We start from the raw sequence: 22,672 nt of genomic DNA, 5'->3' as shown, positions 1-22,672 counted from the left end.
TTCTTTAACGCATCAATCAACTCAACCATGCGTCATCTTAGTATTTTAATCCTATTGCTATGCTTACCATTAGCTCTAAAAGCTCAAGTTTTAAGAGGAAAAGTCTATAACAGTAAAAACACAATTGAAAACATTAAAGTCTTTAACGACACCCAAAACCGTTTAACAGCAACAGATAAAAATGGAGATTTTACTATTAACGCCAAAGTAAATGATACCATTTTGTTTGAATCTCTATTCTACCATCCAAAAGTTGTTATACTTAAAGACATTCACTTTGAAGACATTGCCGTTTTTGAGCTCAAAGAAACACTAACTGAACTGGACGAAGTAGAGATTAAAGCAGAACCTGAGCAACCCGTTTTTAAAGAAGAAACCTACAATACAGACCTTCAAAACATCATTAAAGAAGACATTAAAAACAATCCTCATCTTTACGCCCCTTCAGGAGCAAATTATGGTGTAGATTTTGTTTATCTCATTAAAACAGTAGCAAAACTCTTCAAAAAAAACAAAGGAAAAGATCCTACTTACCAACCTATTACATATACGCAAATGGACTCTTTATTTGAAAAAAGTTCATTCTTCAATAAGCGTTTAATAACAGAAAATTTAAAAATTCCTGAAGACAAAGTTTATCTATTTTATGATTTTTGTGAAGCAAAATATATCAGTTCCGAATTACTAAAAGAAGAAAATAAGATGCAATTATTAGAAGAATTGGTTTTAAATAGTCAGCTCTTTTTAATATTATTAGAACAGTATGGACAAGAGAATCTAACTAAAGATTAAATGAAACAATTATAATTCTACAATTTCATAATAAATCCTAACTTCAAAAGTTATATTTTTAAGCCTTAATTATATTTATTACTTATGAAGCGATTGCTATCATTTTTTCTCTGTTTCGGAATTTTAATTTTTTGGAGTTCTTGTCGTAACGATTTTGAATTTACTCCAAGCAAAGGACAACTAGAGTTTGCAAAAGACACCATTTATTTAGATACTGTTTTTACAAATATAGGTTCTAGCACTTATAATTTAAAAGTATATAATCGTAGTGATGAAGATATCGTAATTCCAACGATACAACTTGAGAATGGCGAAAATTCATTATACAGAATGAATGTCGATGGTTCTACGGGCTTACAAAATGATACACAAATTGGTAAATTCTTTGAAAATGTTGAATTATTAGCCAACGATAGTTTATATATTTTTATTGAAACAACTATAGATATTGCAAATCCAGACCTAGGAGCTTTAGAAAACCAATTTTTATACACAGACCGTATTCTATTTGATTCTGGTAGTAATCAACAAGATATAGATGTTGTTACTTTAGTTAAAGATGCCGTTTTTATTTATCCTAATAGAACACCAATTGATGATGATGACAATTATATTATTGAAACCCTAACCTTTGATGTCGATGGAGATGGTACACCAGACGAAACCACACTACAAGGTCGCTTTTTAGAAGATAGCGAGCTCACCTTTACTAATGAAAAACCTTACGTTGTTTATGGCTATGCAGGTGTTGGCGCTGGTAAAACCTTAACTATGGAAGCTGGTGCACGCGTTCACTTTCATGCCGATTCTGGAATTATTATCACCAACGAAGGCACTTTAAATATAAATGGAGCACTTAGCACAGATCAAGATCTTTTAGAAAACGAAGTAATTTTAGAAGGTGATCGTTTAGAACCACTTTACGAAGATATTCCCGGACAATGGGGAACTATTTGGTTGTACAACGGCAGTAAAAATAATACCATTAACTACGCAACCATTAAAAACGCAACTATTGGGATTATAGCCGATGGTAACCAAGACGCACCAAACGATAAATTAACCATTACTAATTCACAAATATATAATGTTAGCAGTTTTGGAATTAGAGGAACAGCAACGTCTATAACTGCAGAAAACCTAGTGATTAATAATAGCGGACAATCCGCTTTTGCTGGTACCTATGGCGGAAAATATAACTTTACACATTGCACTATTGCTAATTATTGGGATACCAGTTACAGAGAATTTCCAGCGCTACTTTTAAATGATTTTATTGTAGATGAAAACAATACCTTATTTATTAACGATTTAACAGAAGCTAACTTTAACAACTGTATTATCTACGGAAATGATAATCCTGAATTTTTATTAGAAAATGAGGGCAGCGTATTTAATTACAAATTCACAAACTGTTTACTAAGATTTGACAACGATAATCTTGAAGGCACAGGAAATTACAACTTTAATAACACTTTATTTTATGTAGACAATGTCTTTAACCAAGATCCTGATTTTAAAGATCCTTTTGAAAACAGGATGCAAATTGGTTCAGATTCAAAAGCTAAAGGAATTGGTAGTTCTGATTTTTCTGTATCAAATGATATTCTTGGATCACCAAGATCTGGAGCAATAGATGCTGGTGCTTATAATTTTTCAACTTTTGAAGATTAAATCACTATTGATTTTATTGAAGTCTAATAAATTATTGAAAGCTTAAAACCTCCTTGAGGGGACTTTGGGGCTATAAACATAAATGGTGCGTACAATTTTTATTGTAAACTGTATTATCGTTTTTAACTTATTTCTGTTACTTTAAAAACAATTAGTTTTTAGTTTAAAAAAGTTAGCTTTGGAATCATTTTTGATGCATTTAATACGTAAAATATTAAATCTCAAAAGTCATGATTTCAAAAAAATCACACTCCCTTTTAATTCTTTTCCTTTTAGTAATTAGTTCACCTAATTTAAAAGCTCAAAATTCAGAACTTATCAATACAAGTCTTCAGTTATTGAATAGTGTTAATAGCAATTGTAACTGTGACTGCATACATACCCTAGATATTAATCACCCTTTCTTTGAAGGTAAAATCACCTTAAAGGATAGTACTGTTTTGGTAGGAAAAATAAGCGTTAATCAATATTATCAAAATAGATTAATTACGATTTTCAATAATAATGATCAGTATGAACCAATTGACAACGAAATAATTAAAGACGTAAATTTACGTCACGATGAAAATAAAATAACTAAAGAAACAAAATTTCAAAATATAAGTGAAGACAATAGACTATATAGATTAGTTCATCAAAAAGATTCTAAAATCAGTGTCTATGACTCTTCTGATAATCCGCAAGAGAATTCTTTAGTTGGAAAAGTTTATGTTAAAGAAAATAACAGTATAACTGATACTTGGAACTTCTGGACTTCAGGGCCAAAAAAGGATTTAATAAATTATCTGAACGATAGAGATGGAACAAATTATAAGCGACGAGATTTTAAAGCATTAGATGATTTATTTGCAATGCTATAAGTTTTACATTTTACTCAATTTAACAAAAAAGCCTTTCAAACTAAATTGAAAGGCTTTTTAAATATAAATTTCAACCTGAACGGTTTTTAATTTTTAAGCATTAAATAACGCACGTCCGCCCATTAATGCATTTACTTTTTCAGCAACACCTGCTAAAATCGTTTCATTATCGTGATTAGTTAACACTTCATCAATTAAATCAACAACATAAGCCATATCCGTTTCTTTTAATCCTCGTGTTGTAATTGCTGGTGTTCCTACTCTAATACCAGAGGTAACAAAAGGAGATTCTGTATCAAAAGGCACCATGTTTTTATTCACTGTAATATCTGCTTTTACTAAAGCATTTTCAGCATCTTTACCCGTAATATTTTTATTTCTAAGATCTATTAACATCATGTGGTTATCTGTTCCTCCTGAAATTAAATTGTAATCTTTAGCAACAAATGCTTTAGCCATAGCATCGGCATTATGTTTAACTTGTAACATATAATGCATAAACTCATCAGTTAATGCTTCACCAAAAGCAATCGCTTTAGCTGCTATAATGTGCTCTAATGGTCCACCTTGGTTTCCTGGAAACACACCAGAATCTAATAAGCCTGACATTTTACGAAGTTTACCACTCTTTAAGGTAATACCAAATGGGTTATCAATATTTTCACCCATCATAATCATTCCCCCTCTTGGGCCTCTCAGTGTTTTATGTGTTGTAGTTGTTACCACGTGACAATGCGGCATTGGGTCGTTAAGAATACCTTTAGCAATTAAACCTGCAGGATGTGAAATATCGGCTAATAAAACAGCACCAACACTATCGGCAACTTCTCTAAACTTCGCAAAGTCAATATCACGAGAATACGCAGAAGCACCAGCTATGATTAATTTTGGCTGTTCTTTTTGGGCCTGGTCTGCCAACATATCATAATCTATACGACCTGTATCTTTCTTTACACCATAAAATGTAGGGCGGTATAATTTTCCTGAAAAGTTCACAGGCGAACCATGTGTTAAATGGCCTCCATGAGATAAATCAAAACCTAAAATTGTATCACCTGGTTTTAAACAAGCATGAAAAACAGCTGTGTTTGCCTGACTTCCAGAATGCGGCTGTACATTAGCATAAGCAGCACCAAACAATGTTTTTGCTCTGTCTATTGCTATAGTTTCAACCTCATCAACCACCTCGCAACCACCATAATAGCGTTTACCAGGATAACCTTCAGCATATTTATTAGTTAACACAGAACCAGCAGCTTCCATTACTTGGTCACTGACAAAATTCTCTGATGCTATTAATTCAATACCATCGAGTTGGCGTTCTTTTTCGGCTTTAATGAGTTCAAAAATTTGTTCGTCGCGTTGCATATATAATGAGTTTGTTAAATCGATACAAAAATAGTGAATACATTAGTTTAAATATCAAAAATTATGTAGGTTTGAATGAAATTAATGAACATTTAATCAACAATTATACTATGCCATTATCAGCCAATAATCCAGATCGCACCTCATGGTTACATGTCGGTAAAAACTCAGATTTTCCAATTCAGAATATTCCTTTTGGTGTTTTCTTAACTAGAGACGACATTATAACTATAGGAACACGTATTGGAGATACAGCTATTGATCTTGGCGCTTTACATCAACTAGGTTATTTTGAAGGCATTCCATTAACCGATGATATTTTTCTTCAAGATACGTTAAATGACTTTATAGCAGATGGTAGAAAAACTTGGCGTTTGGTTAGAAATAGAATCGCTGAGATTTTTGATGCTGAAAATGATACTTTAAAAAACAACGTACCTCATAAAGAAACTATTTTATTTCGTTTAGATGAAATTGAAATGCAACTACCTATACAAGTAGGTGATTTTACAGATTTTTATGCTAGTAAAGAACACGCTACTAATGTAGGCACAATGTTTAGAGGCGAAGAAAATGCTTTAATGCCTAATTGGCTACACTTACCTGTAGGTTATCACGGTAGAAGTTCTTCTATTATTCCATCAGGAATTCCTATTCACCGTCCGCAAGGACAAACACTACCTGCTGGCTCTGACACTCCTGTTTTTGGACCGAGTAAATTGGTAGACTTTGAATTAGAAATGGCCTTTATTACTACAGATGCAAACGATTTAGGAGAACCTATTCCTATTGATGAAGCTGAAGAATATATTTTTGGATTGGTTTTATTGAATGATTGGTCTGCTCGTGATATTCAAAAATGGGAATATGTACCTTTAGGCCCATTTTTAGCTAAAAACTTTGCTTCCTCTATTTCACCTTGGATTGTAACATTGGATGCTTTAGAACCTTTTAGAGTAGAAAGCCCAAAACCTGTAAAACCACAATTACCTTATTTACAATATAAAGGTAAAAAGAGTTACGATATTAATTTAGAAATGTCAATTCAGCCTAAAGGCTCTAAGGAAACTACAGTTTGTAAATCTAATTTTAAATATATGTATTGGAATATGGTACAACAATTAGCACATCATACTGTTAATGGCTGTCCTGTAAATTCTGGCGATATGATGGGAAGTGGAACCATTTCTGGTCCAACACCAGATTCTTACGGTTCTATGTTAGAGCTTACTTGGAGAGGTGAAAAACCATTAAAAATGAAAGATGGCACTGAACGTAAATTTATTAATGATAACGATACTGTTATAATGAGAGGTTATTGTGAAAATGATGACATCCGTATTGGTTTTGGACAAGTAAAAACACAATTATTACCTGTATTTAATCCTAAGAAAAAGAAATAAGCGAAACGCTCATAAATAGAAAAAGAAGACTAAAGTTAATTACTTTGGTCTTTTTTTTGTTTTAAAGTTAAAGACTAAAACAACACAATTAAACCTCTTCTCAAGACTAAAAAGGAGCTTTACAAGTAAAACTAACCCACGCTTTCTTTACAGGATGCTCAAAACTTAACGTTTCTGCATGAAGGTGTAGACGGTCTGAAATAGTGCCATATAAATCATCGCCAACAATTGGCGTATTTAAGCCTTTATGATGTGCTGCATGTACTCTTAATTGATGCGTTCTTCCTGAGATTGGGTAAAAATGAATTCTAGTTTTATTTTCCTCAATAGCAATAACCTCATAATTTGTAATTGCTTTTTTTCCATGTTCATAGCAAACCAATTGCCTTGGTCTATTATTTAAATCTACACGAAGAGGTATATTAATAGTACCTTTAGTTGCTTCAAGAACTCCATCTAATAAAGCAACATAACGTTTTTTCACTTTACGCTCAATAAATTGCTTTTGAAGTTTTTTGTGAGTTCTTTCATTTTTTGCCACCAATAACAATCCGGACGTTGACATATCTAAACGATGTAATAATAATGGTCCTGTTGCTTTTGGTAAATATGTTTGCATTCTAGTTAAAACAGAATCTTTAATCGTTTTTCCTGGCACTGATAAAAACTCGTGAGGTTTGTTAAGGACTAAAAGAAAAACATCCTCATAAATAATTTCTAATTCCCCTTTAAAAACACCAGCTAAAGCTATAGGATTGGGTTCTACATCTAGACCTTGCATCATATGACCTAAAATAGGCTCACACCTCCCACGACAAGAGGGATAAAACTGACCATGTTTCCGAACCTCTGCTGTTGGAGATATTCCCCAATAAAATTCGGCCATAGCAATTGGTTTCAAATCATTCTGATAAGCATACTGAAATAATTTAGGAGCTGCACATTCTCCTGCTGCAGCTGGCGGTTTTCCTAAATCTGTTTTTTTAAAAATATCAATTAAGTTTTGGGTTTCTCCATTGGCGTTTAAAAATTGATAGTGCTCATGGATTTGCTTTTGCAAGCTTGCTGATAATGTTTTTCTTTCAAGTTTTAAACGTTCAATAGGTTGAATTAATTCTGCCAATAAATCTTCAGCTTTTTTAAGTTCAGCTTCAAGATTTAACTTTATATATTTTAAATCAATATTACTTTGAATACTTTGCTGCTTTAAGCGTTCTAAAAATACACTTTTCTCTAAGTCATTAAGAGTTTGCTCTGCTTCTACTCTAAGCTGTTTGCGTTTTTGTTTTTCAGCTTTAGCATTCCTTTTAAAGTCTTCAAGCTTTTGGATATTTTTTAGCTTAGTTTGTTTTAAGTTTTTTTCGGCTTTTTCTAATTCCGGATTTTGTTGTAATGCTTCAATCTTAGCCGTTAAAAGATTCAAATAAGCCTCATTTTGTTTATAAAATCCGTCTTTATTTAATGTATCATAAATTGGAGGTACAAATCCTTTCAAATAATTGCTTTCTGCTAATTTTCCTGAAAATGCCGTGATGTAACCTAATTGTCCGTCTTTCGTTTCAACAATCATTACACCAAACATTTTTCCAATTTTTAGACCTTTTTTCGTCTCATCTAATCCAAAGTTATGTTCAAAATCTGACTGAGAAGACAAATACGTTTTTACCTCATCTGCAGCTTTAATAGAAAGAGCATGTGGTGTATAATAAAACGGAAAAGTAAACTGTTTTGGCAATATTTCCGAATATGATTTTAGAGGATGAAAACAACCGTTTTCCGTATAAAACATAAGACTTTCAATTAATTTACAAAGAAACGAAAATATAAGTAATCAACATACCCAAAAAAGTTTGGCATCATAATTGGATTTACAATTATATAACCAATAAAATACAAGATTATGAAACGATTTTTACTTTTAACAGTCCTTGTTTCGGTACTAGCATCTTGTAGTGCCAAAAAACAAATTGAAAGCGCAATTAGCAACGGAAATTACGACGAAGCAATCTCTGAAGCTTTAAGAAAACTTGAAAACAACAAAGATAAAAACCGTAAGCAAGACTATATTGTAATGCTTGAAGAGGCATACTATAAAGTTTTAGATGAAGATTTAAATGACTTGGCTCACTTAAAGAAAGACGGTAATCCAGAACAATTTAAAACCATCTACAATATCTATTTAGATTTAGAGGAAAGACAAAATGCGATTAAACGTGTATTACCTTTAAAAATAAACGGCAAAACATTAGACTTAGATTTTAACGACTACAGTTCTGAAATTGTAGATTACAGATTTAAAACTTCGGATTATTTATTAAGTCAAGGAATTACGTTACTGGATTCTGGCGATAAGTTTAATGCGAGAAAAGCATATAGTATATTTAGTTATATAGAAGAAATAAATCCAAATTTTGAAGACACAAGAAATCTAATTAATGAAGCACACTTAAAAGGAATGGATTATGTACATGTGTCTATCCAAAATCAAACACATCAAATAATTCCACAACAATTAGAAGCCGAATTACTTGATTTTAACACATATGGACTGAATCAATTTTGGACAACTTATCACGCAAATGCTAATAATTCTATAGATTATGATTTTGCGATGCAATTACAATTAAAGCAAATTAATGTTTCACCAGAGCGTATTAGTGAGCGTCAAATATTAAGACAAAAACAAATCGTTGATGGTTGGGAATACCAATTAGACAGAAACGGAAATGTAAAAAAAGATAGTCTTGGTAATGACATTAAGATTGATAAAATCATAACTGTAAAAGCTAGGTTTACTGAAGTTTTACAAACTAAATCTACACAAGTAATTGCCGATGTTGTTTATACAGATTTAAAACAAAATCAAACAATTGATACCTTTTCTATAGATAGCGGATTTATATTTGAAAATATTTTTGGAATATATAAAGGAGACAAAAGAGCTTTAGTTAAAGACGACCTAAATCTTTTAAACCAAAGACAACTTCATTTTCCAAGTGATGAACAAATGGTTTTTGATTCGGGTGAAGATTTAAAACTTAAACTAAAAGAGATAATAGGCTCATATCACATTAGAAGAAGTTAAAGCCATAGCATTTATAATTATAAAAACTCTTACTTAGGTAGGAGTTTTTTCTTTATAACTGTTTTAGTAATAGAATCAATTTTACCAATAAATTGAGATAAAGATCTTAACGTAACGCAACCGTTGTAAAAATCTACATCTTGTAAAAACAAAACCTATCTACTATGAAAAAAATTACACTTCTTATTTTGCTCACTTTTTATTCCATGTTTTGTTTTTCACAAGATCCAACAGTGTACGTTACCAATAATGGTCAATTTAATTATTCTGTAATTGAAGGTAATGTATACACATTTACAGTAAGCATGTATAGTGCCGCTACTACTGATGTCATTGTAGATGTTAGCACCATCAACAACTCTGCTGATGGTACTGATTTTGTTGCTCTGTCTACAACAGTAACTATACCTGCAGGACAATTAAGTAGCAACACATTAATTATTCCAACAACAAATGATTTTGATATTGAAGGTGATGAATATTTTACTCTTCAAGCTTCAGTCACCTCAGGAAATACAGCTAATTCTAATGTATCCAGAACCATACGCATTTGGGATAATGATATAATCCCAACTGTAATTGCACATACAACTCCAAGAAAAATTGAAGGTCAAACAGCAAATTATAATATTAGTCTGAGTAATTATTTTCATTCAAGCGTAACCATAGATTTTGCTACTATAGCCGGAACAGCAGATGCTTCAGACTACAATCCTACAACAGGAACAGTTACTATTGATGTAGGCCAACGCTATAGTTCCTTTGTAATTAGCACACAACAAGATGCCATTGCAGAACCAGATGAAACCTACAATATTACAGCAACAATCACTTCTGGAAACACTACAAATAGTAGTATTGACATGTTGGTTACAATAATAGACGACGACACTGAGCCTACATTAAACCTAAGTTCATATAACACCAATGAAGGTAATACAGCGTATATATATGCTAATTTAGATAGAGCTTTTAACTCAGATATAGAAATACAAGTTACAACGTCTAATGGAACTGCTGATAATTCTGATTATACAAACTTATCACAAACCAAAACTATTGAAGCTGGAAATTACGGTACAAGCTTCCTCGTTTATACAACTGACGACACACTAGACGAACCTGTAGAATCTGTAAATTATACTGCAACAGTAATTTCTGGCAACACAACAAATACTTCCGAAACAGGAACTTTTAATATTATAGATAACGATGGCTTACCCGATTTTAGCCTACAAGCTGTATATAATGATAACGAACCAGGCAATCAATCAGGAGATAACTTAGTAGCCGAAGAAGGTTTTGATCTTAAATTTACACCACGATTAACTTATCCTAGCGCTGTTGATACAGAGATTGAAATCACAACAACCAATGGAACTGCCGATAGTTCTGATTATACAACCGCTACTATACTCGTTACTATTCCTGCTGGTCAATATTATAATTATAACGAAACCTACAGTTACCCAACCATTTTAGACCAACTGGATGAAGACGATGAAAATATTTTTATCAACGCCCTTGTCACTTCAGGAAACACCTATAATTCTAATTATACTTTAGAAGGTTTTATCTTAGACAATTACCATCTAAATGCTCAACACGACGAAATAACTTCTGTGCTCGAAGTTGGCACAACTTTTCAAGTCTTAGATAACGATACATTTGAAGGTTTACCTGTTGTTCCAGAAAACTTAAATGTCTCTTTACTCGATACGAATTCATTAGGCATTACACTTAGTGCCTCAGGTGTTTTAACAATTCCTGCTAATGTACCAATGGGATATTACTCTATGGATTATGAAATATGCGACTCTGCAAATCCAAGCAATTGTGATACTGCAAACATCATCGTTAGAGTAGAATCTCCTTTAGAAGTAACATACATAGCTCAGTATGTTGATTTTAATGGTGATGGTTTTATAAGTGTCGGTGACACGGTTGAATATGAATTTACTGTAACCAATAATGGAAATGCTCCAATTACAGATATTGATGCCGAAGTGCAATTTCAAGATTTAGACATCGTAGGTGGACCATTAGCCTCCTTAGATGCAGGATTAACAGATAGTGCAACCTTTACAGCCTTATATATTATAACACAAAATGATATTAATTTTGGATATTACGCAGGTGATTTAGAAGGAGCTTATTTTTATGGTACTTACTACGGAATTGAACATCAAACATATTTGTATGACCAAAACCAAATGTTTAGTTTACAACAATCCGATGGCATAAAACTAAATGCCTTTGTAGATACTAACGGTAACGGCACTCAAGAAACAGGAGAAGTTAACTTTCCTTTAGGTCAGTTTAATTATGAAATAAATAATGATGGAGTCATCAACAACCTATATGTATCTCCTCATTATTTATATGAATCTAACCCAACAACAACTTATGAACTCTCATATACAGTAGATCCTAATTACGCTACTAATAATACAACAGCAACAACTTACTCTATCGTCACAGTTCCTGTAGGTTCAGGTATCACAACTTACGATTTCCCAATTTCAGTAACAACCTATGATGATTTGTCTGCTAATGTTTCAGCGTCTTGGAGACCACCAATGCCTGGTTTTACATATTGGAATTACATCAGTTACACCAACAATTCTAACGAAACTGTAACTTCTGGTACTATAGACTTTACTATGGATGATGCCTTAAATTTACTTAATGTATACGAAGCACCACAATATTGGAACGCAGGAAATAATATCGCTTCATTTGCAACTACAGCTACAGGCTTCACTTACGTTTTTAACAACTTAGAACCTTACCAAACCAAACACTTATGGGTAAAAATGCAAGTACCAACATTACCAACAGTAAGCCTAGGACAATTAGTAACAAATACAGTAGATATTGAATTACTCGCTGGAGATGTTCTACCTCTAAACAACACCTCTAGCTTAACACAAACTATTGTAGGTTCTTACGATCCTAATGATGTTACAGAAAAACATGGTGAAGACATTGTACATTCTACATTTACAACAGATGACTATTTAACCTATACCATTCGTTTTGAAAATACAGGAACGGCAAATGCTATTAACATAAGAGTTGAAGACATTTTAGATGAAAAATTAGACGAATCTACATTGAAAATGGTAGATGCTAGCCATACCTACTCCTTAGAGCGTGTTGGTAAAAATTTAGAATGGAATTTCTTTGCTATAGACTTACCTCCTTCTGAAGATGTTGAAGATTCACCAATTGGTCATGGTTTTATAACGTTTAAAATAAAACCGTTACCAGATTATGCCATTGGTGATATAATACCAAATACAGCAGAAATTTATTTCGATTTTAATCCTGCTATAATAACCAACACTTGGGAAACAGAATTCGTTGAGTCTTTAGGAGTTGAAGAATCTGAGTATAACAATTTAACGGTTTATCCTAACCCAGTAAAAGATATACTTCAAATTAGTAATACCTCTATGATTACTACTATTGAAATTAGTTCAATCTTAGGCAAACAAATCTTATCAAAATCTGTGGACGCCTTAGCTACTAAAATTGATTTAAGTGAATTTTCTAATGGTGTTTATTTTTTAAAAATAATGAGTGATAATGGAGAAAAAATCGTGAAGATTCTAAAAGAATAATAGGTACTCTTACATATAAAAAAACCTCTCCTATTGAGAGGTTTTTTTATATTAAATTTATTCGTTAATAATTATGGTAACGTTCTAAAAACAAACCTACACTTCAAACATTTTCGCATTCTGTTATTCTCATTTAAAGACAACAACAATAGTAAGACTCCGCTTTTAAGTGATGATAAGTAGAAATTCAACACATAGAACTGCCTAGATTTACAGAAACCTTTCCAAATCTAGCTCGTTAATACCACCATGACTAGCATGTGCCACCGCTACTCCATTCTTAATGACTAAAAGCTGAGGAGATTGATGCATAACTTGAAACTTATATCCCACTTCATTAGACACATCTCTATAACTCAACAAATCCAAATAATACAAATCGGCATTCATCTCTAAATCATAAGCAGACACAAACTGTTTCATTACCATACTGCTAATGCCACAACGTGTAGAGTGTTTAAATATAAACTGCGTTTTAGTATTGGATTTACTAGCAATAGTACTTAATTGAGACACATCGCTTAGCGGTTGCCATGGCAACACCTTCTTTTCTTTTGGCTCTGAGGAACCGAATAATTTTTTAAACATATTATTTTTTTAAATTGTCTACCAACAGTTTTAGTGATTTGGATAAAGTTGAAATAAAACCCTAAACTGACCAAAGTCATTACTTAAGTCGAAACTAATTCGTAATCTTACATAGCGACAAAACGTCACCATTAAAAAACACAAAAACAGACATTTTGTCGTTTATTTCTTACATTTCTAAAATGGTAAGATAATTGTCTAAAGATAGTCAAACACAATAACACAACAATAAAACAAGGTGGATTTGAAAACTGTAAAGATTTCAAATTAACTATAAAACAATAAAAGATGAATTTTAATAACTATACCATTAAATCGCAAGAAGCCATTCAACAAGCGCAGCAACTTGCCCAAGGTTTTGGTCATCAGCAAATAGAAAATGAGCACATTTTTAAAGCGCTCTTTAATGTTGATGAAAACGTATTACCATTTTTACTTAAAAAGTTAAATGTTAATATTCCAATGCTTCAACAAATACTAGACAAAGACCTCGAAAGTTTTCCGAAAGTTTCAGGAGGAGATATTATGCTCTCTCGTGAAGCAAGCAAAGCTTTAAACGAAGCATCTATCATTGCTAAAAAGATGAATGATGATTATGTGTCTATTGAACATTTAGTTTTAGCTATTTTTAAATCTAAAAGTAAAATTGCCCAAATTTTAAAAGACCAAGGCGTTACTGAAAAAGGCTTAAATGCAGCTATTGAAGAACTAAGAAAAGGAGACAGAGTAACATCTCAAAGTCAAGAAGAAACGTATAATTCACTTAGTAAATATGCTAAAAACTTAAATCAATTAGCACGAGATGGTAAATTAGACCCTGTAATTGGTCGTGATGAAGAAATTAGAAGAATTCTACAAATTTTATCACGTAGAACAAAAAACAACCCCATTTTAGTTGGTGAACCAGGAACAGGTAAAACCGCTATTGCCGAAGGTTTAGCTCATAGAATTATAGATGGTGATATTCCTGAGAACTTAAAAGACAAGCAAATTTTTGCTTTAGATATGGGGTCTTTAATTGCAGGTGCAAAATTTAAAGGTGAATTTGAAGAGCGACTTAAAGCCGTAATAAAAGAAGTAACTGAAAGCGATGGTGATATCGTATTATTTATTGACGAGATTCATACACTTGTAGGTGCTGGTGGTGGACAAGGTGCTATGGATGCCGCTAACATTTTAAAACCTGCTTTAGCACGTGGCGAATTGAGAGCTATTGGAGCAACGACTTTAGATGAGTATCAAAAATACTTTGAACAAGACAAAGCTTTAGAGCGTCGTTTTCAGATGGTAAAGGTAGATGAGCCAGATACAGAAAGTGCAATCTCTATTCTTCGTGGAATTAAAGAAAAATACGAAACACATCACAAAGTAAGAATTAAAGATGAAGCCATTATTGGTGCTGTAGAATTATCACAACGTTATATTACTAATCGTTTCCTTCCGGACAAAGCGATTGACTTAATGGATGAAGCTGCTTCAAAATTACGAATGGAGATTAATTCTAAACCAGAAGAATTAGATGTTTTAGACCGTAAAATCATGCAGCTTGAAATTGAACATGAAGCCATTAAACGTGAAAAAGATGAAACTAAATTAAAAAGCCTAAAAGCTGATTTAGCTAATCTCAAAGAGGAACGAAATGAGCTGAATGCCAAATGGATATCTGAAAAAGAAGTGGTAGAAAACGTTCAGAATATAAAGGAAGAGATTGAAAACTTTAAACTAGAAGCCGAACGTGCCGAACGTGATGGCGATTATGGTAAAGTAGCCGAAATTAGATACGGAAAAATTAAAGATGCTACTGAACAGTTAGAAAAATTCCAAAAAGAATTGGCTGAACAGAACGAAACATCTTTAATTAAAGAAGAAGTAACCTATGAAGATATTGCAGATGTCGTTGCAAAATGGACAGGCATACCTGTAACTAAAATGCTTCAAAGTGATCGTGAAAAATTACTTAAACTTGAAAACGAATTACACAAACGTGTTATCGGACAAGAAGAAGCAATTGAAGCGGTTAGTGATGCAGTACGTCGTTCTAGAGCTGGACTTCAAAACCCTCAAAAACCAATAGGAACCTTCTTGTTTTTAGGAACAACAGGTGTTGGTAAGACGGAATTAGCTAAAGCTTTAGCAGAGTATCTCTTTGATGACGAAAATGCAATGACACGTATAGATATGAGTGAATATCAAGAACGCCATGCTGTTAGCCGTTTGGTAGGTGCACCTCCAGGATACGTTGGATACGATGAAGGTGGTCAGTTAACAGAAGCTGTACGAAGAAAACCCTATTCTGTAGTATTGCTAGATGAAATTGAAAAAGCACATCCTGATACGTTTAATATCTTATTACAAGTCTTAGATGAAGGTCGTTTAACGGATAACAAAGGACGTGTTGCAGATTTTAAAAACACAATAATAATTATGACCTCTAATATGGGAAGTCATATTATACAAGAACGTTTTGAAGCAACTAAAGATATCCCTTCGGCTATGGAAGCTGCTAAAATTGATGTTTTAGCCTTATTAAAACAAACGGTAAGACCTGAGTTTTTAAACCGAATTGATGACACCATAATGTTTACTCCTTTATCTAAAGAAAACATTGTTGACATTGTAGGCTTACAGCTTAAAGGTATCACTAAAATGATAGCCAAACAAGGTATTACGTTTGATGCAACACCTGAAGCAGTAAACTATTTAGCTGAAAAAGGGTATAATCCAGAATACGGAGCAAGACCTGTAAAACGAGTGATACAAAAAGATGTTTTAAACCAGCTAAGTAAAGAAATATTAGCAGGAAAAGTAACTACAGATAGTATCATTTTACTTGATGAATTCGATGGACAACTCGTCTTTAGAAATCAGGGAGACTTAGTTACGGAAGAATTGTAAAATACAATTCAAATAAATTTTGAAATTAACCGTAACATTTTTGGACAGAAATAGTCTATATATTGATTGGTTGGTTAAGAACAACACAAATTCCAAGCGCTTGGAAGGAGTGTTGTTCTTCCTTTTTTAAGGCATAAATCTATTCTAAAAACTAGATAAATTTTATTTTTTAGTAAAAAATACAGTTATTCTTCACAAAAATGAAACTTATATCATTCTAAAAATGAATAACTTTTATAGTTATTAACAATTATTCGATGAAATGCATAATAAAATTTCATTTTTCAATAGTCATTTTAACGGATAAATCATTAGTTTTGTCGAGCTATTAAATTCCAACACGACTTAAGACATTATTAATCTTGTTAGTAAACTCTCTAATTGTTAGAGAATTACTATAGTTAATTATTGCCTAAACCCCTAACCTTATACAATGGAATTAAATCGATACATAGACCACACCTTATTAAGTGCTTCTGCAACAGAATCAGACATCCTTAGACTTTGCGAAGAAGCTTTAAAATATAACTTTTATTCTGTTTGCGTAAATAGCTGTTATGTAGCTATTGCCAAACAAGCACTTGGCAGATCTGAAGTAAAAGTGTGTACTGTTGTAGGCTTTCCTCTTGGAGCCATGTCTACTGAAGCCAAAATATTTGAAGCCAAGAATGCTATAGAGCAAGGTGCTACTGAAATAGATATGGTAATGAATATTGGCCGTCTTAGAAGTAAAAACTATGTTGCCGTTTTAAAAGATATTGCCAATTTAAAACGCGCTATAGGCTTAACTCCTTTAAAAGTTATTCTTGAAATAAGTGAACTTTCTAAAAATGAGATTGTAAAAGCTTGTGAAATATGCGTAGATGCTAAAGCCGATTTCGTAAAAACTTCAACCGGATTTTCTAAAAGTGGAGCTACACTTACTGCCGTTAAAATAATGAGAAAAACGGTTAAAGATAAGCTTAAAATTAAAGCTTCAGGTGGTATTAGAGACACAGAAACAGCCCTTAAATATATTGAAGTTGGTGTTGATAGAATTGGCACTTCTTCAGGTGTAGCCATGATGAATAATATACCCTCAAATGCTTCATATTAATTGAAACACTTTTCTTAACTTTGCGATATGAGTGTACATATCGAAGCAAAAAAAGGAGAGATAGCAGAAACTATACTACTTCCGGGTGATCCCTTAAGAGCAAAATGGATAGCCGAAACATTTTTTGAAAACCCAACATGCTTTAACAAAGTTAGAGGTATGTTGGGTTATACAGGAACCTACAAAGGTAAGCGTATATCTACAATGGGAACAGGTATGGGAGTTCCAAGTATTTCTATTTATGCCAATGAACTTATCACAGAATACGGCGTAAAAAACCTTATCAGAGTTGGTAGCGCAGGTTCTTACCAAGAAAATGTAAAAATTAGAGATGTCGTTTTAGCCATGGCTGCTTCATCTACTTCTGGAGTTAACGAACTACGATTTGGTGGTGCAGATTATGCTCCCACAGCAGATTTTGGACTATTTATGAAAGCTGTAGAAGCTGCTCGTGCTAAAAATATTCCAATTAAAGCTGGTAATGTTTTATCTTCAGATGAATTTTACGAAGACGACAAAGAAGCCTTTAAAAAATGGTCTAAATTTGGAGTGCTTTGTGTAGAAATGGAAGCCGCAGGATTATATACCGTTGCTGCAAAACATAACGCTAACGCATTGGCTATCTTAACCATTTCAGATTCACTAGTTACAGGAGAACAAACAACGAGCAAAGATCGCGAAACAACTTTTAAAAGTATGATTGAAGTTGCTTTAGAATTGGCCTAAATTATTTTCTAGTAACTTGTAGCTAATTAAAATCTATAAACATTCCACTTATCATGAAAAAACTAATTACAATATTACTAGTTTCTTTAGTTGTATTTTCTTCTTGTAAAGAAAAAGTAGAGACAAACGAAGACATTGTTACAACTTATTATTTAATTAGACATGCAGAAAAAGATCGCTCAGATAAAACCAATAAAAACCCAGATTTAACAAAAAAAGGCTTACAACGAGCAGAAAATTGGGCAAAACATCTCAAAAATGTGAAGTTTGATGCTGTTTATTCTACAGAGTATAATAGAACTACACAAACTGCTATACCAACTGCAAAATTGAATAATATTGATATTCAATTTTATAATCCCTCTAATCTTATGACTGAAGAATTCTTAGATAAGACTAAAGGAAAAACGGTACTTATTGTTGGTCACAGTAACACCATCCCAAAGCTTGCAAACAGCTTATTAAGTAAACAAAAATACGCAGATATTGCTGATGACAACAATGCCAATTTATACAAAGTAACAATAAAAAAAGAAGAAAAAACTTCCGAATTATCAGTCGTTAATTAACTTAACCTCCACATTTTTAAGTTCAATTTTAGACAATAATTTTAGTTGATTATTCTCAAAAGCGTTTCCTAAATTCTCTAAAGGAATAGAAGTGTCTTCAGGTTTGTAATTGTTATAATCTACAAATCGTAAACTATTGACATAACGCTCATTATAAGCTTCTCTAAAACGCATTCCAATGCCTTTACCTTCATTATATGAATATGCTAGGTAATCTACCTTAAAATCCTCTACCCCAACCCAATAAACAAAAACATCCTCATAATCTTCACCACCACCTTCTTTATTAAATGTTACTTTAATTTTATAATAGTCTTTACCTTTAATCTGTTCATTTTTTAAGAGTGTTTTATTCACTGCTTTAGCATTTAAACCATAAGGTAAAACCGAAAAATAATGTACAGAATTAACTGAAGCCTCATAGTTTTGAGCTATTGAATCTTCAAGCTTTACAAAGGCTTTATTATTATAACGCTCAAAACCGACATTGCTTAACATGTCAAAAATAGAATCGTTATCTTTTACTGTAATTCGGACTAGAAGAAATTCATGATTTTTACGTAAGGCTTGATAATAAATATCACGAAACTCAAATTTAAGACTCGACTTTTCAAAATTTTCACCTCCAGAAATTTCAATCGATTTATCAATAATATCATCAGCTGTTAATACCGTTTTAACCGTTTCAATTTGAGGTTTAATATCATTTGAAGTTTCGTTTTTACAGCTAAAAAGCATAAACACAAATAAGACTATGAGATAATTTTTCATTAGAGCATCGTTTTTAAATATATAGAGTCGCAAAACCAAAGATAAGATTACAATTAAACTTCTTATATTTTCACAAAACTTTTACCGCTTTGAAACTTTCCAACTAATAACTAAAAAACTATCTTTGTCAACCATGCAAAAAACAGTTAACATATTAAATAAGAAAGCAAAATTTCAGTACGAAATATTAGATAAATATACCGCTGGAATTGTACTTACCGGAACCGAGATTAAATCTATTAGGTCTGGCAAGGCATCTATTGCTGAAAGTTTCTGTGAGTTTAATGATAGAGGCGAGCTATTTGTAATAAACATGACTGTTGAAGAATATGCTTACGGTAACCACTACAACCACAGGCCTAAAGCAGAACGTAAAATGTTACTCAACAAAAAAGAGTTAAAAAAGCTAAAAAAAGAAATGGATGTTAAAGGCATTGCTATTATTCCATTACGTCTATTTACTAACGAAAAAGGATTAGCAAAATTAGTCATTGCTATTGCAAAAGGTAAAAAACTCTACGACAAACGCGAAACGATTAAAGATCGTGATAACAAGCGCAATTTAGATCGAATTAAAAAAGATTTCCGATAATTTTTTAAGGTTCCTATAACTTTTATTAGCCTTTTTATTCTAAGTTTGAAACCACTTAGGCAACCTTTTATTATAAAATTACGTCTACAAGAATATAAAGGCATACATTTTGTAATAAAAACTCGTGTCTTAACCAAACGTCATCAATTAAAACACTATGATAAAAAAACTACTCAGTATTTTCCTTATTGCTTTTAGTACTTTTATTTCTGCTCAAATCACAGGACATATTACAGATCAAAACAACGCGCCTCTTCCATTTGTAAACATTCTTATTGAAAACACCTATAAGGGCACTACAAGCAATGACGATGGCTATTACGAGCTCAATATCTCAACACCAAAAAAGTATACTATAGTTTATAGCTATTTGGGGTATAAAACCGTAAAAAAAGACGTTACTATAGACCAATTCCCGTATAAAATAGATGTTACTTTAGAAGAAGAGTCCGTTTCGCTTACCGAAGTTGTAATTAGCGCAGAAGACAACCCTGCAAATGAAATCATGCGACAAGCGATTGCAAAGCGAGAGGAAAACTTAAAAAAAATAAACTCATTTAAAGCAGATTTTTACTCTCGTGGTTTAATTAAAATTAAAGACGCTCCCGAAAAAATATTAGGCCAAGATGTTGGAGATTTAGGTGGCGCATTAGACTCTACACGTAGTGGCATAATCTACTTATCTGAAACTATTTCTAAAATTCAGTTTTTAAATCCTGATAAATTGAAAGAAAAAATCACGGCATCAAAAGTTAGTGGAGATGATAATGGGTTTAGTTTTAATAGCGCTTTAGATGTCGATTTTAATTTCTATAATAACACCATTGAATTGGGTAACGAAATTATTTCACCTATTGCAAATAATGCTTTTAGTTATTACCGTTATAAATTAGAAGGCGTGTTTTACGATGATAGAGGTCAGCTTATCAATAAAATCAACGTAATTCCAAAACGTAAAAACGATCCCGTATTTTCTGGAGCAATTTATATTGTTGAAGATCAATGGTCTATTTACGCTACTGAATTGAGTGTTACAGGTGTGCAAGCACGAATTCCTGTGGCAGATTTAATAACATTAAAACAGAGTTTTTCTTATTCTGAAAAAGAAGATATTTGGGCCATTATTTCACAAAGTATCGATTTTAGATTTGGTATGTTTGGTATTAAAGGGGATGGACGCTTTACAGCTGTCTATAGTAATTACGAATTTAATACAGGACTAACTAGAAAAGATTTTAGCAGAGAAATTGTCGCTTTTGAAAAAGAAGCCAACAAAAAAGACTCTATCTTTTGGAATACCATTAGACCTGTACCACTAACACTCGAAGAACGTACAGATTACATTAAAAAAGACAGCATACAAACGCTTCATGAGTCTAAACCGTATTTAGATTCTTTAGATCGTGCCAACAACAAATTTAAATTGGGCAATATTTTAGGCTACACATATCAAAATTCGCATAAAGATTACCGCTTAGGTTATAATGTTCCTATTTTAGGTAGTGTACAGTTTAATACTGTTCAAGGTTACACGGCTAATGCCAATGTGTTTTACACTAAAAATTACGACGATTATAACCGCTTTTTTAGAGCTAGTGGAAATATTCAATACGGATTTTCAGACGAGCGTCTACGTGCCACAGGCGCATTAACGTATAAGTTCAACAGCATTAGTAATGCGTTTTTAACAGTATCTGGAGGAGTTACAGTAGAACAATTTAATCCTTCAAACCCTATTTCTCCATTAATTAATTCGGTAAGCACATTGTTCTTTGAAGATAATTACATGAAATTATACGACAAGAGTCATCTCTCTCTTAATTATTCCGAAGAACTATTTAATGGCTTTAGATTGTATTCAGGCTTAAGCTACGAAAGACGAAAAGCACTTTTTAACACCACAGATCAAACGTTTTTCAACGACAAAAATGATGCGTATACCAGCAACAATCCGTTAGACGAAACTGCTTTTGGTGTTGCTCCTTTTGAAACGCACCATATTATAAAAGGAAGCATTACGGCACGCATTAATTTTGGTCAAGAATATTTAAGCTATCCTGATGCCAAATACAATGTCAGTAATGACGATTATCCTACCTTATATTTAGGCTACGAAAAAGGCTTTGGTGCAACAAATAGTGATTACAATTTTGATCAAATTAAAGCAAGTCTTACGCAGTCCTTCTCTATAAAAGATAAAGGCAGACTAATGTATAACTTAAAAGCAGGAACGTTTTTTAATGCCGACGATATTGCGTTTATAGATTACCAACACTTTAATGGTAACCAAACACACGTAAACTTAGACGGTAATTATACCAACGTTTTTAACAACTTAGACTATTATTCTGCAAGCACAAACGACGCTTATTTTGAAGGCCATATAGAACACGATTTTAATGGCTTTTTACTAGGAAAAGTACCTTTACTTAATAAGCTTAATTTTAATTTAGTTGTAGGAGCACATGTATTAGCAATACCTGATTTTAAACCTTATCAAGAGTATTCTGTTGGTATAGATAATATTGGTTGGGGAAAATGGAGGTTGTTACGCGTAGATTATTTACGTTCCTATCAAAGTGGATTCCAGAGTGATGCTATTGTATTTGGCTTAAAATTCTTTTAAT

The 22,672-nt window shown here is 32.4% G+C and carries 16 protein-coding genes; 12 read left to right on the top strand and 4 right to left on the bottom strand.

Annotated elements, in window-relative coordinates:
- Positions 1-27 precede the first annotated feature (27 nt).
- From VDP25_RS10680 to VDP25_RS10670, 3 genes are all read left to right on the top strand, one after another.
- The gene (locus VDP25_RS10680) at positions 28-792 is read left to right on the top strand and encodes a hypothetical protein (RefSeq protein ID WP_334469584.1); all 765 of its coding nucleotides are present in this window, start codon (positions 28-30) and stop codon (positions 790-792) included.
- A gap of 84 nt (positions 793-876) precedes the next feature.
- Positions 877-2,466: a right-handed parallel beta-helix repeat-containing protein gene (locus VDP25_RS10675; protein WP_334469582.1), complete on the top strand. Its 1,590-nt coding sequence runs from the start codon at positions 877-879 to the stop codon at positions 2,464-2,466.
- Positions 2,467-2,696: 230 nt separating this feature from the next.
- Positions 2,697-3,326 carry a hypothetical protein gene (locus VDP25_RS10670; protein ID WP_334469580.1) on the top strand — a complete coding sequence of 210 codons (630 nt, stop codon included), beginning with the start codon at positions 2,697-2,699 and terminating at the stop codon, positions 3,324-3,326.
- Positions 3,327-3,419: 93 nt separating this feature from the next.
- Here VDP25_RS10670 and glyA read toward each other — a convergent pair whose 3' ends face one another.
- Positions 3,420-4,694 carry a serine hydroxymethyltransferase gene (gene glyA / locus VDP25_RS10665; protein ID WP_334469578.1) on the bottom strand — a complete coding sequence of 425 codons (1,275 nt, stop codon included), beginning with the start codon at positions 4,692-4,694 and terminating at the stop codon, positions 3,420-3,422.
- Between the two features lie 110 nt (positions 4,695-4,804).
- Between glyA and fahA the strand changes: the two genes are divergently transcribed.
- Positions 4,805-6,097 carry a fumarylacetoacetase gene (gene fahA, locus VDP25_RS10660; RefSeq protein WP_215924883.1) on the top strand — a complete coding sequence of 431 codons (1,293 nt, stop codon included), beginning with the start codon at positions 4,805-4,807 and terminating at the stop codon, positions 6,095-6,097.
- Positions 6,098-6,203: 106 nt separating this feature from the next.
- Here fahA and VDP25_RS10655 read toward each other — a convergent pair whose 3' ends face one another.
- Positions 6,204-7,886 (bottom strand): RluA family pseudouridine synthase, encoded by a 1,683-nt coding sequence (locus tag VDP25_RS10655; RefSeq protein ID WP_334469576.1) that lies wholly within the window; start codon positions 7,884-7,886, stop codon positions 6,204-6,206.
- Positions 7,887-7,997: 111 nt separating this feature from the next.
- Between VDP25_RS10655 and VDP25_RS10650 the strand changes: the two genes are divergently transcribed.
- Positions 7,998-9,182 carry a hypothetical protein gene (locus VDP25_RS10650; protein WP_334469574.1) on the top strand — a complete coding sequence of 395 codons (1,185 nt, stop codon included), beginning with the start codon at positions 7,998-8,000 and terminating at the stop codon, positions 9,180-9,182.
- Between the two features lie 164 nt (positions 9,183-9,346).
- Entirely contained in the window at positions 9,347-12,808 is a 3,462-nt protein-coding gene (locus VDP25_RS10645) for a DUF7619 domain-containing protein (protein ID WP_334469572.1), read from the top strand.
- A 210-nt stretch (positions 12,809-13,018) separates the two neighbouring features.
- Here VDP25_RS10645 and ytxJ read toward each other — a convergent pair whose 3' ends face one another.
- Positions 13,019-13,396, bottom strand: a complete 378-nt coding sequence (gene ytxJ, locus VDP25_RS10640) for a bacillithiol system redox-active protein YtxJ (RefSeq protein WP_252723608.1) — start codon at positions 13,394-13,396, stop codon at positions 13,019-13,021.
- A 288-nt stretch (positions 13,397-13,684) separates the two neighbouring features.
- Here ytxJ and clpB point away from each other — a divergent pair, with 288 nt between their 5' ends.
- From clpB to VDP25_RS10620, 4 genes are all read left to right on the top strand, one after another.
- Positions 13,685-16,291 carry an ATP-dependent chaperone ClpB gene (gene clpB, locus VDP25_RS10635; RefSeq protein WP_334469569.1) on the top strand — a complete coding sequence of 869 codons (2,607 nt, stop codon included), beginning with the start codon at positions 13,685-13,687 and terminating at the stop codon, positions 16,289-16,291.
- Between the two features lie 433 nt (positions 16,292-16,724).
- Positions 16,725-17,387, top strand: a complete 663-nt coding sequence (gene deoC / locus VDP25_RS10630) for a deoxyribose-phosphate aldolase (RefSeq protein WP_215924887.1) — start codon at positions 16,725-16,727, stop codon at positions 17,385-17,387.
- Positions 17,388-17,414: 27 nt separating this feature from the next.
- Entirely contained in the window at positions 17,415-18,113 is a 699-nt protein-coding gene (deoD, locus tag VDP25_RS10625; protein ID WP_215924888.1) for a purine-nucleoside phosphorylase, read from the top strand.
- Positions 18,114-18,166: 53 nt separating this feature from the next.
- Positions 18,167-18,682 (top strand): SixA phosphatase family protein, encoded by a 516-nt coding sequence (locus VDP25_RS10620; protein ID WP_334469567.1) that lies wholly within the window; start codon positions 18,167-18,169, stop codon positions 18,680-18,682.
- Here the strand turns inward: VDP25_RS10620 and VDP25_RS10615 are convergent.
- Positions 18,668-19,453, bottom strand: a complete 786-nt coding sequence (locus VDP25_RS10615) for a DUF6503 family protein (RefSeq protein WP_334469565.1) — start codon at positions 19,451-19,453, stop codon at positions 18,668-18,670. The genes VDP25_RS10620 and VDP25_RS10615 overlap by 15 nt on opposite strands.
- Positions 19,454-19,586: 133 nt before the next feature.
- On the opposite strand from VDP25_RS10615, the gene smpB reads away from it, so the two are divergent.
- Both smpB and VDP25_RS10605 read left to right on the top strand, forming a co-directional pair.
- The gene (smpB, locus tag VDP25_RS10610) at positions 19,587-20,045 is read left to right on the top strand and encodes an SsrA-binding protein SmpB (RefSeq protein WP_334469563.1); all 459 of its coding nucleotides are present in this window, start codon (positions 19,587-19,589) and stop codon (positions 20,043-20,045) included.
- 157 nt (positions 20,046-20,202) lie between these two features.
- Complete coding sequence (locus VDP25_RS10605) at positions 20,203-22,671, top strand: DUF5686 and carboxypeptidase regulatory-like domain-containing protein (RefSeq protein WP_334469561.1); 2,469 nt, start codon at positions 20,203-20,205, stop codon at positions 22,669-22,671.
- The last annotated feature ends 1 nt before the right edge of the window (position 22,672 follow it).

It is taken from the genome of Winogradskyella sp. ECml5-4, assembly GCF_036903175.1.
GTDB classification, from domain to species: Bacteria; Bacteroidota; Bacteroidia; order Flavobacteriales; family Flavobacteriaceae; genus Winogradskyella; species Winogradskyella damuponensis.
Note: the sequence above shows the minus strand (reverse complement) of the source record. Positions and strands in the feature narration are given on the sequence as shown.

Coding starts and splice junctions, on each gene's coding strand:
- VDP25_RS10680 (WP_334469584.1), top strand. CDS start 28: ATGCGTCATCTTAGTATTTTAATCCTATTGCTATGCTTACCATTAGCT.
- VDP25_RS10675 (WP_334469582.1), top strand. CDS start 877: ATGAAGCGATTGCTATCATTTTTTCTCTGTTTCGGAATTTTAATTTTT.
- VDP25_RS10670 (WP_334469580.1), top strand. CDS start 2,697: ATGATTTCAAAAAAATCACACTCCCTTTTAATTCTTTTCCTTTTAGTA.
- glyA (WP_334469578.1), bottom strand. CDS start 4,694: ATGCAACGCGACGAACAAATTTTTGAACTCATTAAAGCCGAAAAAGAA.
- fahA (WP_215924883.1), top strand. CDS start 4,805: ATGCCATTATCAGCCAATAATCCAGATCGCACCTCATGGTTACATGTC.
- VDP25_RS10655 (WP_334469576.1), bottom strand. CDS start 7,886: ATGTTTTATACGGAAAACGGTTGTTTTCATCCTCTAAAATCATATTCG.
- VDP25_RS10650 (WP_334469574.1), top strand. CDS start 7,998: ATGAAACGATTTTTACTTTTAACAGTCCTTGTTTCGGTACTAGCATCT.
- VDP25_RS10645 (WP_334469572.1), top strand. CDS start 9,347: ATGAAAAAAATTACACTTCTTATTTTGCTCACTTTTTATTCCATGTTT.
- ytxJ (WP_252723608.1), bottom strand. CDS start 13,396: ATGTTTAAAAAATTATTCGGTTCCTCAGAGCCAAAAGAAAAGAAGGTG.
- clpB (WP_334469569.1), top strand. CDS start 13,685: ATGAATTTTAATAACTATACCATTAAATCGCAAGAAGCCATTCAACAA.
- deoC (WP_215924887.1), top strand. CDS start 16,725: ATGGAATTAAATCGATACATAGACCACACCTTATTAAGTGCTTCTGCA.
- deoD (WP_215924888.1), top strand. CDS start 17,415: ATGAGTGTACATATCGAAGCAAAAAAAGGAGAGATAGCAGAAACTATA.
- VDP25_RS10620 (WP_334469567.1), top strand. CDS start 18,167: ATGAAAAAACTAATTACAATATTACTAGTTTCTTTAGTTGTATTTTCT.
- VDP25_RS10615 (WP_334469565.1), bottom strand. CDS start 19,453: ATGAAAAATTATCTCATAGTCTTATTTGTGTTTATGCTTTTTAGCTGT.
- smpB (WP_334469563.1), top strand. CDS start 19,587: ATGCAAAAAACAGTTAACATATTAAATAAGAAAGCAAAATTTCAGTAC.
- VDP25_RS10605 (WP_334469561.1), top strand. CDS start 20,203: ATGATAAAAAAACTACTCAGTATTTTCCTTATTGCTTTTAGTACTTTT.